The following is a 13597-nucleotide window of genomic DNA, read 5'->3' on the forward strand; positions in this document are numbered from 1 at the left end:
TCGATCACCTAGGCTGGCGCGGTGACTGATGAGCAGGAGCGGGCGCAGCCGTCGGGAGTGTGGGCCACGGCGGTGGGGGTGGCCAGGGTGCGGGCGCTGGAGACCGAGCGGGAGAACGCGCTGTTCCGCGACCCACTGGCACGGGCCTTCGCCACCGCCGGCGGCCTGTGGCCCTCCTCGCCGCCACTGCCCGGCGACGAGGCCGCGCGCCGCCGTCGGCTGGCCGTGTCGTTCTCCATCGTCATCAGGACAAAGTTCCTCGACGACCTGTTGCAGCAGGCCTCCGCGTCCGGGGTCCGGCAGGTCGTGCTGCTCGGCGCCGGCATGGACAGCCGGGCCTTCCGGATGGACTGGCCCGAGGGCACCCGGCTGTTCGAGGTCGACACCGCCGCGCCACTGGACTTCAAGGCTTCGGTGCTGCGCCAGGAGCGGGCCGTCGCACGCTGCGAGCGGATCACCGTCGCGGTGGATCTGCGTGAGGACTGGCCAGGCGCGCTGGCCGCCGCAGGGCACGACCCGGCGGTGCCGACCGTGTGGATCGCCGAAGGACTGCTGATCTATCTGCCCGAGGACGCGGTGGAGCTGCTGCTGGCCCGGATCAGCGCGCAGTCGGCGGCAGGCAGTCGGATGGGGCTGACATTGGGCTCGCGCGGCGTGATCGAGCGCTTCGGCGCGGACGCCGTGCCGGGATCGGCGGCGTCCATGTGGGTCTCGGAGATGCCCGACGACCCGGTGGGCTGGCTGGCCGGGCACGGCTGGGAGGCCGAAAGCCACACCCTGCGCGAGCGCGCTGCCGCCTACGGCCGCCCGACCAGCACCCCGCCGCAGGGCGAGGAGCGGCCCGGCGGACTGATCTCGGCGGTCCGCCGGTAGAGCGCCTCCCGGTTCCCTGGGTGATCGATTCCAAGGGGCCCTGATGAGTGGAGCCAGGTTCATGCGTGGCCGGCCGGTCACGCGCGCACTGACCGCCTACGACCACTGAACCCCTTGGAATCGATCATCTTGCGGATCCCCCTGGGGAAATGAGCGGCAGAGTCTCAAGTCTCCTTGGTACGGTGCACCGATGTCAGCGATCAAGCAGTTCCAAGTCACCTTTGACTGCGCGGAACCTGAGCGTCTCGCTCGTTTCTGGTGCGAGGTGTTGGGGTACGTCGTACCGCCGCCACCGGAGGGGTTTGCCACTTGGGATGACTTCAAGCGTTCGCAGCCACCTGAGCAGCGGGATTCATGGTTCGCCTGCATAGATCCCTCAGGTGTGGGCCCGCGACTGTACTTCCAGCGCGTCCCCGAAGGGAAGGCCGCCAAGAACCGGGTGCATCTTGATGTACGGGTCGGCACCGGACTCGTGGGTAAAGAACGCCTCGCCGTACTTGAGGCCGAATGCGCACGACTGATCCCGCTCGGCGCAGTACACGTGCGAACGCTGTATGACGGCAATGATTCTTGCATCCCGATGCTGGACATCGAGGGCAACGAGTTCTGTATCGACTGAGCATTTGGGGCGGGGTTATCGCGATGCTCGGCAACCGCATGATCGCGCGTGGGGACCAGGGTGCCGTCGACGCTCAGCACGGCGTCCCTACGGAACCGCTGACGGGGCTGAAGCGCGAGCGACGGTCCGAGGTGGCCGATGATGCCGTCAGCGGCCGACTTCGACACTCCGAACAGCCAGGCGAGCTGCCGCAGCGTCAAGTTCGTACGCTCGTAGGCCGCTATGAGCAGGATCCGGTCCTCCAGGATCAGGCTCCACGGTCGGCCCTTGCGTACTGGGCTCGTACCTTCGCTCCGTATCGCAGTGACCAGCTTGGCGAACTGCCGCGGGCTCAGCCCGGTGGACGGGGCTGTCCAGGATGGCTCCGACGTCATGATCAGACCAGGCAGGGCAAGATCATGCGTTGAGCGCAGTTTTGCCGGACCGGCAACAGGAGTGGCGTGACCGGCACGCGCTGGGCGACGGTCAGCCCATGACCGACAAAATCGCTGAAGCAGCAGCCGCGTCCAGCATCCCTTCGCCCGCCGAGGGATATGCCGGAGATCCCGAGGTGCGGGCGGAGTGGGACAACCGTTACGCCGACCGGCAACAGCTGTGGAGCGGCCGGCCCAACGGTGCGCTCGTGGCCGAGGTCGCCGGGCTCACACCCGGCAGGGTGCTCGACGTCGGATGCGGTGAGGGCGCGGACGCCGTCTGGCTCGCGCGCGGCGGCTGGGACGTGACCGCGCTCGACGTCTCGGGCGTGGCGCTGGAGCGGGCGGCCGGGCACGCGCGGGACGCCGGTGTCGCCGTTCGCTGGGTGCATGCCGCACTGACGGAGGCGGCACTCCCGCCGGCCTCCTTCGATCTGGTCTCCGCGCAGTACCCGGCCCTGCTGCGCACCCCCGACGCCGCGGCCGAGCGAGCGCTGCTCGCGGCCGTCGCACCCGGCGGCGTACTGCTGCTCGTGCACCACGCGGGAATGGACACGCAGCACGCCCACGACAGCGGCTTCGACCCGGCCGACTACGTCTGGCCCCCGATGGTCGCCGCCCTGCTGGACGGAGACTGGGAGGTGGAGGTGGACGAGCAGCGGCCCCGCGTCGTACCGGACGGCGGCGCCGGCGCGCACCACACCCACGACGTGGTGCTGCGCGCGCGTCGGCTGTAGTGACCGCGGGGTCGCCGCAACGGAGTCGCCGAGGTCCTGGGACAGGCGCACGCGAGATCTTGGTCGTAGGCGGGCGTGCGGCGCAGCCGTCGGCGGTAGGTCGTGCGTCCCGGCTCTCGGTTGAGGAGCTGTGGCAGGACGAGGAGTTCATGGGGGAGGAGGGGACCCACTCGATCCTGGACATCGATCGCGTCGTCCACACAACCGCCACTGCCTCAACCCACGACGTCGCGGACTACGGGACGCTGCGCCCGCTGGCACATGAGCGCATCGTGCACCATTTTGGCACCGATCGCCCCACACCCGGCCGGTTCGAGGAGCTTCTCGTCCAGGCCCATGCGGCCATGAGATTTTCACCTGACCGCGCGGACACACTTCTTGACGAGTGCCGCATGCGGTGGACCGGCGTGTACGTCGTTCTGTACACCGGCGATGAGCCCACCCACCTGGGAATTTTCGGGTTCTCGGGCGACTGGGCCGCGCCCGAAGGAGTACGCAGAGTGCAGCGCGCTGCCGGCGTCGAGAGCTACCAGCCGACTCCTGCAGTCCACTCATCTCGAGGTGGTTCATGGCGGTGATATGCCGCCATGAACTGTCTGATACCGATTGGGAGTTCATCCGTCCCAGGGTCTCCAACCACCGCGTCAGCTCCAGCAAGACGCAGGATCGGGCCGCGCGGCTTGGAGGTCACGTTCGCAGCATCTACGACTCCCACCTACAGTTTGTGCAAGAGGGCGGGTGAGCGGGCGGGGCGGAATCGAAAGTCGCCGGAAGCGCCTCGATCCGCAACGATGTCGTTGTGTCCGCTTCCATCCACTGAGAGACCCACGGCGCCCGTGCCGCCGCGGAGTTCGGAGTTCCGGCAGTGCTTTTCGACGTCACCCGCAGCGAACTCGCCGACATCTTCGGTGAGGACCGGATCGCGACCCTGCCCGCCACCGCCTTCCCGCCCTCCACCGCGGACACCGAGGGCGCCCGCCTCCTGGGGACCGTCGGCGTCCCCACCGGGACGCTCCTGCTGCGTCAGCCCGACGAGGACGACGGCCTGCTGCCCCTCGTCCAGGAAGTCGTCCACATCGAGGACTTCGAGGACGCCGCGGAGGGCGCGGGTGACTGGCCCGTCATCGGCTGGCTGCTCAACGCCCACCTCGCCCTCGACCCCGTATCCGGCAAGGTGCACGCCTTCGACCCAGACGAGGAGACCGTGCAGGAACTCCACACGGACGTCTCCACCCTCGTCCAGGTCACCCTCCGGTTCCAGCGCCTGCTGGAGGAGTTCACCTTCAGCGGCGACGACGGCGACGAGGAAGCCGACTTCGAGCGCCTGGACGGCGAGGTGGATCGCATCCGTGAGGAGACGAGCAGCATCGACCCGCTCCCCTTCCAGGACGACGAGACCGTCTGGTCGGTGGTCGGCGAGGAGATCGCCGCAGGCCAGCGCTTCAAGGGCAACAGCCCGGGAGCCCGCTCGCTCTACGGGTGACCGCCGGCCGATGCCGCCCACGCACCGCCCGGTCTGCGCGGTGCGCGGGCCGCCTTCCTGGGGACCGGTCTCCTCCTCGACCTGCCCGACCAACTCCACACTCTGCCTGGCCCCGGCCCAGTGCCGCATCAGGCGGTGTTCGCCCTGTCCACGACCTCCCGGAGCCGGGGTGCGCTACTGCACCCGTTGCTCGTGCAGCCCCCTGCTATGGTGCGCCGATGTCATCGATCAAGAAGTTCCAAGTCACCTTCGACTGCGCGGAACCCGCGCGACTCGCCGGTTTTTGGTGCGAGGTGTTGGGGTATGTCGTACCGCCGGTCCCGGAGGGCTTTGCCACGTGGGAGGACTATCACCGCTCGCTGCCTCCTGAAGATCAGGTCATCTACTTCGCGTGCAGTGATCCCTCGGGTGTGGGCCCGCGCCTGCTCTTCCAGCGCGTTCCCGAAGGCAAGGTCGTCAAGAACCGGGTGCATCTCGACGTGCGGGCCGGCACCGGACTCGTGGGTGAGGAGCGCCTCGCCACACTGGAGGCCGAATGCGCACGACTGGTCGCGCTCGGCGCGGTACACGTGCGAACGCTGCTGGCCGATGACGACAACGAGTCGTGCATCCTGATGCAGGACATCGAGGGCAACGAGTTCTGTCTCGACTGAGCATCCTCCGAGCCGACGAGGTGGGGAGCCGCCTCCCTTGGACCTCTCTGGGCTCCTAGGGGGCGGGAGTCGTCCCGTGAGGGCGAGGTTGTGCAGCCGACCTCTTCCGAGCATCGCGGTGTGAACGCCGTCGCCCTTCAGGATGGCAGCCGCGAAGGATCTTCCAGGCGCGATCTTCCACGTGGATCGCACCGGCTGCCGGTGGGCCTGTCTCCCGCACGACTTCCCGCCGCATCAAAGCGTCTATGGCTACTTCGCCGGGTGGCAGGACGGTGTCTTCGCCCAGCTCAACGGTCTGCTGGGGGAGTTGGTGCGCCAGCGAGTAGCGAAAGGCCCCGAGCCCTCGGCCTGCTGCTAGCGGTGCTGGTCACCACGGCCGGCGTCCAGGACTCCACCGCCGCTCCGAAGCCATGATCCACCTGGCCATGACCGACCTCATGGCCCACCGTCTCACCGGCGAGGACACCCTCTCCTGGCGCGCCCCGACCCCAGCCCGTCAAAGCCGCGTCCAGGGATGAAACAACAGGATGAATAGACCTCTGACGGCTGGCCTCGTTCCTTCGCTGGGCATGTAGCGCGAGCGAGTTAATCGCGCGACACACATGCAACCAGAAAGCGGCGCTGACCAGCGCAATCTCCACCGACATGCGATCCAGTGGCCAGCGCGCTTACCCTGGACATACGTGGCTCGGACAAAGTCGTCGGAGCTTGCGTCCGGTGAAAGGGGGATGTGATGGAAGCACAGTCATTTGACTCATCTCCGGGTCGACACAGCTGGCCGGAGAAGGGGCAACCGGTCGTATTCTGGGGCAAGCCAAGTGCTTACGAAGTCGTGGCAGATAACCCAGACCGGCTCCGGGAATGGGAAACGAAGATGGCCGAGCTGGTTGGCTTTACGCCGGAGCTGAGCCAAAAGGAGAGTGGCAGGTTGGGGACCATATCCTTCTGCTCACTCAACCCACCCGATGATTGCGATAGCGACCTACTCTAGTCTGGCGGGAGCACTCAATGGCCGAGATGCCCTACGAGGCGGACTCTGATCGACATGAATGGCCGCAAGAGTCCCAGCCGGTCGTGTTCATGTATCCCCCAGCGGAATACGAGGTGTTGACGCCCGACCGCTTTTCGGAATGGGAGCAGAAGGTCCAGGAACTCACGGGTCTGAGGGTCAAAAGTGGCACGGCCCGGGGACTGCCGACACTTTCCTACTGTGGCCCAGGGGAAACAAACTATTGCGACTCTGACCAGCTTTGACTCACGTGGGTAAGAGTCGAATTGCCATCGCCACAGCCGCTGATGATCTTCATGCCCTGCTGATTCAGCGCGGCCTGGAGGATCTGGGGCAAGTCTCTTGTCATATCATCGAAATTGACCGCTTGTCCGGAAGTTCGATGATCAACTGGGCTGGCACGACGAGTTCAAAGGGCGCCTGCCGGTTGCCGACGCGGTCAGGCCAAGCGGTGGACGTTCGGACGCTCGATGTTCTCTGGTGGCGACGGGCGCAGAGAGATCAGCAGCTGCCGTGGTCTCTGAGCGATCCGGCGCAGGTCGATCTCGTCAATAACGATTGCCGTGCGGCGCTGGTCGGAACGCTGCTGACGTGCTTTCGCGGGGCATGGATCAATGACCCCGTCCGTGCATTCTATGCGGAGAACAAGCTCGTCCAGTTGCGCGCTGCCCAAGCAGCAGGCTTCCGCGTGCCCCGGACGATTATCAGTCAAAACCCTGACGAAATCAGAATGTTCTGCAAAGAGCATAGTAAGACTATCGTCAAGCCGGTCATGGGTACGCGCAAGGCGGGCCTGCTCACCAGGATGGTCACTGAACGCCACCTCGCCTCAGACAAAGCCATGATGGTTGCGCCAGCGATTTATCAGGAGTACATCCCGGGCAGCTGCCACGTGCGAGCGCAGTGCTTCGGCGAACGGGTGATAGCCGTCCTCATCACGTCGAAGGCTCTCGACTGGCGCGCGCAACTCGATTCCGACATTCAGTCGTGGACCGTGCCCGATTCTATCCGCGTGAAGTTGCTGAATGTGTTGACGATACTCGGCTTGAGGATGGGAATCGTCGATCTCAAGCTGACCGACGAGGGTGAGTGCGTATGGCTTGAGGTCAACCAGCAGGGGCAGTTCCTCTTCCTCGAGGGTTTGACCGGCCTGCCTTTGACGTCGGAATTCTGTCGATTCCTGACCGAGGAGGCCGAGCGCAGGAGTCTTTGAGTCCACTCGTACCGAAATTCGACGCGCGCCGGCCGCGGCCACGACCTGAGTCCCGCCGCCACGGAAACCCCATGCCCTGCACAACACTGCGTAGGGAGTGAACACGGTGGGACGGCGCGGTGCCCGACGGGAAGCGGAACGAGCGGCGGCACTGGCCGCCGACCAGCTGCTGCGGGTCGGCGGGATACTGCGGCGGACCGGGACCACTCCCGACCGGCGGGCGGTGTTCCGCACCGATCAGGGTGTCAACGACACTCCCTACCGGGAGCGTTGGGCCCACGACAAGGTCGTCCGCTCCACGCACGGCGTCAACTGCACGGGCTCCTGCTCGTGGAAGGTGTACGTCAAGGACGGCCTGATCACCTGGGAGACGTGTCCGCCGTACGCCGGAAAGTGTGACTGCGGGCCGCAGGGGTTGGGCATACCCGGGACGGGGGAGGCTGCCTGCCTGCCGGTCGGGGCATGGTGTGACGGGGGCGGGGAATGGCATCAGCGGAGGAGGCCGCCAAGCGCAAGGGGCCGGGCCGTAGCTGGGGTCCTGTGTACGGCCCCTGCGGGGAGATCAACACCCTGGCCCGGCTGCTCCGGGCCTGGATCGATGACGCCGGCCTCACCGTCAACGGCGTGCACGGCGCCCTGCGGCCCGAGCACTTCGAGGACCAGAAGGTCGTCGGGCACTCGACCGTCGCGGCACGGTTGTCCGGCAAGGGACTGCAGTGGGACTTCATCGAAGCCGTGATCGACGTGTGCACCCCGGGCGTCAGACAGGCGACCGACCGCCGGTCCCAGGCCCGTCAGCTGTGGGACGCCGCACGCACCGCTCCCACACCGGTCGGCGGCCCGGAAGCCGCGGCACAGGAACTCGCCACCGTCAAGCAGCGCATCACCACCCTGGAACAACACCTGGCCGTCGCCCGGGGAGCACGCGACAACAGTGCCCAGGCGCTGGCGGACACCACCCAGCTGGTGTCCCTCCTGTGGCTGTTCATCGTGCGGCTCCAAGAACACATCCGTGACCTGTCATGGCAGCGCGACACCCTGCTGGACCAGCCGGAGGCGAACTCCCTCCGGCTCAGCCGCCTCCAGCACTCCCTGGCACAGACGCGACAGCGTCAAGAGGCCGCCGAGCGCGAGAAGGCCGCTGCGGAGATGAGCCGGGACGCGGCCCGCGCCGTCGCCGAGGCAGCCGACCGGACCTACCGCGGCCTTCAGACCGAGATCGCGCAACTGCGCAGCCTGCGCGGCGAACCGGGGCCACACGCACTCCCCGCCACCAGCGACGAGCAGTGGCAGATCGACTACGACGACATCGACAGCGCGCTGGACACGGCTCGCACCGTACGCGAGAGCGCCGGCCGCCGTACCGCCGCGGCCCTGCGGGATCTGAACGGTCTCGCGACCGCAGCGCCCACTCACCCGCACCCAGCGGATGCGCCGGCACTCGACACCGACGCACCACCGGCCGGCCCGGCCCACGCCCCACCCACTCGATATGCCCCGTCCGACGACGGCAGCGCCCCCGGCGCCCCCTCCGCCGCCACACCTCGCCCGGCCCCCGTCCACCTGCGAAGCACCGACCTGCCCTCGGCACTACCGCGACCCGGCCACGTCCCGCTGTGGCGGGTGCCGCCGCGCAATGCGGAGTTCACGGGCCGCACCGAGATGCTCGAGTCGCTCCACGACCGCCTCTGCAGCCAAGTCGCCGGAAGTCCCCTGCCGCAAGTCCTCCACGGCCTCGGAGGTTTCGGCAAGACCCAGGTGGCACTGGAGTACGCCCATCGTTTCGCCACCGACTACGACCTGGTGTGGTGGCTCGACGCCGAGCACTCCCACCTGATCCGCGAGGGGCTCGCCGCCCTCGCCCAGCCCATGGCACTGCCCGCGGGCGCCGACCTGGCGGCGAGATCCCAGGCGGTACTCGACGCGCTGCGCCGCGGCACCCCGTACCGCCGCTGGCTGCTCGTCTACGACAACGCCGACCTCCCTGACGACGTGTACCAGCTGACAGCGACCGGCCCGGGCCACGTTCTGATCACCACCCGCAACCTCGAATGGACCAACGCACACGTCCAATCGGTGGAGGTCGGCGCGTTCACCCGCCAGGAAAGCATCACCATGCTTCGCCGCTCCGTCCCCAGCCTCGAGGCGCCTGAGGACGAGCACGTCGCCCGCTGCCTCGGCGACACCCCCCTGGCGATCACCCACGCCACGGCCTGGCTCAAGCAGTCGCGGATGCCGGTCAGCCACTACCTGCAACTGCTACGCGCTCGATCGGCGCAGGACAGGGCCCTCCACATCCCGTTCCCCGAACACGTGCAGTCGACCATCACCACGCTCATGCTGTCCGTGGCCCAACTGCGAGAGAGCGCACCGGCGGCCGTGGAGCTGCTCCAGCTGTGCGCGTTCTTCGGCTCGGACACCATCCCGCTCCACGTGCTCAACAGCCGCCGCATGCTGGACCTGCTGAGCTGGCGGACACCAGGACTGCGGGACCCGATGCTGATGAGCCGGCTCTTCCGCGAACTGACCCGCTACGGCCTGGCCGAGACCGACCTGGCGCACGACACACTCACCGTCCACCGGCTGGTCCAGGCGATCCTGCGCGAGCACCTCACCGAAGCGGACCACGAGGAAAAGCGCCGCCAGGCCCAGGAGTTGCTCGCCGACGCCAACCCCAGAGACCCGGAAGACCCCACTCACTGGCCGCGATACGCCGAACTCCTTCCGCACCTGGGAGGGACCCACGCGCAATCCAGCGCGGACCCCGACGTCCGCCAGTGGATCTGCGACTCGGTGCTCTACCTCTTCAGGCGCGGCGACTACGTCGCCGCCCGCACGGAGGCCGAAGCCGTCCTGGAGTCCTGGCGAACCTTCGGCGAGAACGACCCCTTGGTCCTGCGGCTGACCATCCACCTGGCCGACGCGCTGCGCGCTCAGGGACAGCTGGCAGAAGCTCGCGCGATCAATCTCAGCGCCCACAACCGAGCACTGACCACCCTCGGTGCCGATCACCCCTACACGCTCGCCGCCGGCATGAAACTGGGGCTCGACCTCCGGATCGCCGGGGAGGTCCGAGCCGCCGCGAACGTACACCGCACGACCTACGACGCCGTCCAGGCCGCCTACGGCGAAGACCACCCCCGAGCCCTGGCGGCCGCGCACAACCTGGCACTCTCCGAGTACCTGTCCGGCGACCGCACCACAGCACTGGAACTCCACAAGAGAACCTGGCAACGGTGCCGCGACATCAAGGGGGCCAACGACCCCACCACCCTGGTCTACGCCGGCCACTACGCCCGCGACCTGGGTGACACCGGTCAACTCGGCAGCGCCCTGGTCATCATGCGGGAGACCAAGGACGCGTTGCACCGCATCCTCGGCGAGAGGGACACCCACACCCTCAAGGCGTCCAACGACCTGGCGATCCTGCTCCGCCGCCACGGGCGGTACCACGAGGCTCACGCCCTCGCACAGCACACCTACGAGATCTGTCGGGCCGAACTGGGTGAGTACCATCCCGACACGCTCGCCACCGCGGTCACCCTCGCCGCCGGCCTCGTCGACAGCGGCGATCTGACCCAAGCCGTCGACCTGGCACGACGCACGCTGGACCACTACCGGCGGGGCATCGGCGACGTCCAGCTGCACACCCTCGCCTGTGCCAACAACCTGTCCGTCTACCTCCGTCGGAGCAACGATCACGCATCAGCCCGACAGCTGTCGGACCACACGCTGTCCCACTACCGTCGGATCGTGGGCGACCACCACCCCTACACCCTCACCTGCACGATCAACCACGCCACCGCCCTGGCCGAGAGCGGCGACCTCCCGGCGGCCGTATCGCTGGGCCGACAAGCTCAGCGAGAACTCACCGAAACGCTGGGACCGCACCACTTCGCCACCATCAGCTGCACCTCCAACCTCGCCATCGACCTGCGCACCCGAGGAGCAGCCGACGAGGCAGCGCACTGGCACGACAAAGCCGGGCAACACGCCAAGAGCCTCGGGCACGACCACCCCATCGCTCATGCGGTCACCGCATGGCGGAGACTGGACGTGGACATCGAACCGCCCCCTTGAAGGCCCCTCTCCGGAGTTGAATCGGCCGATGGACATGTCCTGCGGGACCTGAACGAGTTCTCCACCGACCGATCCCCCTGAGACGGACGTCAGCGCCTACCGTTCGGATCGGTCATCGACGGGTGGCGCTTTTGCGGTGTCGGAGGAATCGTCCGTCCGCGCCCGGCGCCTCGATTCCTGGCCCGGGCGGCCGGCCCGTCCGGTTCGTGCCCATGTCTCGTACAGCGAGGTCAGCCCGAAGGCCACGGTCACCAAGGCGGAGGGAGCGACTCCCACGCAGATCAGCACGAGGCCGGTCAGCATGACCGCCACGAAGGCGATCAGGTCCTCTCGGCAGGGGCTCCTCGAGCCCCTAGGGTTGTTCATGGTGCCTCCAGCGAGGTACTGGGGCCCGTCCAATGGTTGCGACGCCGTGTGGACGGGCCCTTCGTCTGCGTGGCGGATTCGGGTGAAACCGCCGCAGCTCTGACCGTGCTGGGCTGAGACGGCCTGGGGCAACACGCGTCCGGACAACGCTGGACAACCCGCCGGGAGCTTGCCACCACCGCCAGGAGCAGGGGGCGTCATGCCATGTCCGACAGCCCTTTGACCAGTACGGAGAAGCCACCGGCCAGGGCCAGGGCGAAGATGAGCCGGCGTACCTCCCGCTCCCGGACCCTCGGGGCGAGCGCCCTGCCGATGAGGGCGCCCGCCACCATCGCGGTCGTGGCCACCGACCAGGCCGGCCCACTCAGCCGTGGTACACCGTTGACGACCACTGAGAAGACGTTCACCGCGATTCCGTAGAACTGCGCGTTCGGCACGAATGCGTCGATGGACCATCCCGCATTCAAGGCGTACAGCGAGTACGGCGGCCCGCCGACACCGGCGGCGGAGTTCATGAATCCACCCACGGCACCCGCGGTCACGGCGCCCCGCGTTCCGCTCAGCGCCGGTATGCGCGCGCCTCCCCTCACGAGAGCCACGGCAAGCGTCACCAGAGTCCCGATGCCGGCCAGGAGCACCGGCTCGGGAAGCCGGGCGGCCGCCCATGAGCCCGCGGGCACGGTGCAGGCGGCAGCGAGGACCAAGGGAACCATGGCGCCGATCCGCACCCGGCGCCATCCCGCGGCGAGTCCGCCGACGCTGATGACTCCGGCCGCGCAATTCGCGAGGACGACCCCCTGCGCCGGCCCGAGCAGCAGAACGAGCACGGGGACAGCGATCAGCGCAAAGCCCATGCCCGTGAGCCACTGCACCGAAGAAGCCAACACGACTGTGCCGCCCAGCAGTAGCTCGGCCGCTCCTGCACCAGCCACAGCAGACCCCCCGTCCCCCCGGTGTCACGGCCATCCTCGACAACGGACGGCCCCCAGCACAATGGGGAGCGGATGGGCGCCCCATCGCGCGTGCACCGCCCGGAACGCCATCGGCCCCCTTGGACTCGTAGGACATCGGGTGATGATGATCGGATAACCGGGCCGTGAGTGGGGTAGGACGGACGCCGGGTGCCTTCTCGTCGGAAGGCCCCTTGTCCCACCAGGGAGAACGAAGGAGAGCGGTATGGCCAGCGGCACCGTGAAATGGTTCAACGCCGAGAAGGGCTTCGGTTTCATCGCCCAGGAAGGCGGTCCGGACGTCTTCGCCCACTACTCCAACATCACGGGCAACGGATACCGGGAACTGGTAGAGGGGGAGACGGTCACTTTCGACGTCACACAGGGCCAGAAGGGCCCCCAGGCCGAGAACATCGTCCGTGGCGGCTGACGTCCGCGCCGAGTCCCGCACGATCCACCATGTAGAGTGGCATCACCGGCGCGGGGTGGAGCAGCTCGGTAGCTCGCTGGGCTCATAACCCAGAGGTCGCAGGTTCAAATCCTGTCCCCGCTACCAGAAGAAGGGGTCCGCAACAGCGGGCCCCTTCTGCGTTGCCCCGCCGAACCGGCATGGTGCCCCTCGAGGAACTCCGGCCGCCGGCCCAGGACCCGGGTGGGGCCGGCTCAGCGAACGTAGGCGTCGCACAGGGCTCGCGCCTGAGCCGGGGCGGCGGGCTGGTCGGCCAGGGCGCACACGGTGCGCATGTCGTAGGTGGCCCAGGGGCGCGGCGTGCGCGGGCCGGCAGGGCGCGGGGGCTGGGAGCGGCGGCGGGGCGCGGGTGCGGCGTGCCGGTGCGGTGCCGCCCGGCGCGGCGGTGCGGGCCGTACCGCCAGGCGCGGCCGCGCCGGGGCCTGGGTGCCCGGTAGCCGGTGCTGGGCGGGCCGCAAGGCAGGGTGCGCGGTGCCTCGGTGGTGGCGGGCGTGCCGCTTCGGCTTCCGGCTGGGGCCGGTGTCGACGAGAGCGCTGCGGGCGGGTGCCTGGCTCGCGGACGCGACGGGGGAGGACGTGCGGACGTCGGCGGCCTCCACGAGCGAGGGCGGCGGCACGGGGGCGGGGACGCGGACGCAGCCGGCGGCGAACAGCAGGGCCGCAACGGCGGCGAGTACGCGGAGCGGGTGACGCATCCCCTCAGGATGGCGGCGCGCCGGGCGCGGCCCGGCC

11 protein-coding genes, 1 tRNA gene and 4 pseudogenes are annotated in these 13597 nt (G+C 68.3%); 12 read left to right on the plus strand and 4 right to left on the minus strand.

Annotation, left to right across the window (positions count from 1 at the left end; translation table 11 throughout):
* The first annotated feature begins 57 nt into the window (after positions 1 to 57).
* Together ACZ5CW_RS15510 and ACZ5CW_RS15515 are read left to right on the plus strand one after the other, a co-directional pair.
* Positions 58 to 873, plus strand: coding sequence for a class I SAM-dependent methyltransferase (locus ACZ5CW_RS15510; protein WP_468601596.1), 816 nt, complete (start codon positions 58 to 60; stop codon positions 871 to 873).
* A 190-nt stretch (positions 874 to 1063) separates the two neighbouring features.
* Entirely contained in the window at positions 1064 to 1492 is a 429-nt protein-coding gene (locus tag ACZ5CW_RS15515; protein WP_468601381.1) for a VOC family protein, read from the plus strand.
* A gap of 14 nt (positions 1493 to 1506) precedes the next feature.
* Here ACZ5CW_RS15515 and ACZ5CW_RS15520 read toward each other — a convergent pair.
* Positions 1507 to 1881 (minus strand): annotated as a pseudogene (locus ACZ5CW_RS15520) (helix-turn-helix domain-containing protein); the annotation flags it as partial.
* Between the two features lie 83 nt (positions 1882 to 1964).
* Between ACZ5CW_RS15520 and ACZ5CW_RS15525 the strand changes: the two are divergent.
* The 4 genes from ACZ5CW_RS15525 to ACZ5CW_RS15540 all read left to right on the plus strand — a co-directional run bounded on the left by ACZ5CW_RS15525 (position 1965) and on the right by ACZ5CW_RS15540 (position 4778).
* The gene (locus ACZ5CW_RS15525; protein WP_468601383.1) at positions 1965 to 2642 is read left to right on the plus strand and encodes a class I SAM-dependent methyltransferase; all 678 of its coding nucleotides are present in this window, start codon (positions 1965 to 1967) and stop codon (positions 2640 to 2642) included.
* Positions 2643 to 2791: 149 nt separating this feature from the next.
* Positions 2792 to 3220: a hypothetical protein gene (locus ACZ5CW_RS15530; protein ID WP_468601385.1), complete on the plus strand. Its 429-nt coding sequence runs from the start codon at positions 2792 to 2794 to the stop codon at positions 3218 to 3220.
* A gap of 287 nt (positions 3221 to 3507) precedes the next feature.
* Positions 3508 to 4125, plus strand: a complete 618-nt coding sequence (locus ACZ5CW_RS15535) for an SUKH-4 family immunity protein (RefSeq protein ID WP_468601387.1) — start codon at positions 3508 to 3510, stop codon at positions 4123 to 4125.
* Positions 4126 to 4343: 218 nt separating this feature from the next.
* Positions 4344 to 4778: a VOC family protein gene (locus ACZ5CW_RS15540; RefSeq protein ID WP_468601389.1), complete on the plus strand. Its 435-nt coding sequence runs from the start codon at positions 4344 to 4346 to the stop codon at positions 4776 to 4778.
* A 72-nt stretch (positions 4779 to 4850) separates the two neighbouring features.
* Here the strand turns inward: ACZ5CW_RS15540 and ACZ5CW_RS15545 are convergent.
* A pseudogene (locus tag ACZ5CW_RS15545) lies at positions 4851 to 4950 on the minus strand (IS5/IS1182 family transposase); the annotation flags it as partial.
* Between ACZ5CW_RS15545 and ACZ5CW_RS15550 the strand changes: the two are divergent.
* The 4 genes and pseudogenes from ACZ5CW_RS15550 to fxsT all read left to right on the plus strand — a co-directional run.
* Positions 4933 to 5130 (plus strand): annotated as a pseudogene (locus ACZ5CW_RS15550) (transposase); the annotation flags it as partial. The pseudogenes ACZ5CW_RS15545 and ACZ5CW_RS15550 overlap by 18 nt on opposite strands.
* 907 nt (positions 5131 to 6037) lie before the next feature.
* Complete coding sequence (locus ACZ5CW_RS15555) at positions 6038 to 7000, plus strand: ATP-grasp domain-containing protein (protein WP_468601391.1); 963 nt, start codon at positions 6038 to 6040, stop codon at positions 6998 to 7000.
* 151 nt (positions 7001 to 7151) lie between these two features.
* A pseudogene (locus ACZ5CW_RS15560) lies at positions 7152 to 7373 on the plus strand (hypothetical protein); the annotation flags it as partial.
* Between the two features lie 110 nt (positions 7374 to 7483).
* Complete coding sequence (gene fxsT, locus ACZ5CW_RS15565; RefSeq protein WP_468601393.1) at positions 7484 to 11080, plus strand: FxSxx-COOH system tetratricopeptide repeat protein; 3597 nt, start codon at positions 7484 to 7486, stop codon at positions 11078 to 11080.
* Positions 11081 to 11643: 563 nt separating this feature from the next.
* On the opposite strand, the gene ACZ5CW_RS15570 is transcribed toward fxsT, so the two are convergent.
* Entirely contained in the window at positions 11644 to 12378 is a 735-nt protein-coding gene (locus ACZ5CW_RS15570; protein WP_468601395.1) for a TSUP family transporter, read from the minus strand.
* A gap of 244 nt (positions 12379 to 12622) precedes the next feature.
* On the opposite strand from ACZ5CW_RS15570, the gene ACZ5CW_RS15575 reads away from it, so the two are divergent.
* On the plus strand, positions 12623 to 12826 hold the full coding sequence (locus tag ACZ5CW_RS15575) for a cold-shock protein (protein ID WP_468601397.1): 204 nt from the start codon (positions 12623 to 12625) through the stop codon (positions 12824 to 12826).
* Between the two features lie 49 nt (positions 12827 to 12875).
* Positions 12876 to 12952, plus strand: a tRNA-Met gene (locus ACZ5CW_RS15580).
* Between the two features lie 107 nt (positions 12953 to 13059).
* Here the strand turns inward: ACZ5CW_RS15580 and ACZ5CW_RS15585 are convergent.
* The gene (locus ACZ5CW_RS15585) at positions 13060 to 13560 is read right to left on the minus strand and encodes a hypothetical protein (RefSeq protein WP_468601399.1); all 501 of its coding nucleotides are present in this window, start codon (positions 13558 to 13560) and stop codon (positions 13060 to 13062) included.
* Positions 13561 to 13597: the final 37 nt, after the last annotated feature.

The organism is Streptomyces sp. NPDC031379, from assembly GCF_055569615.1.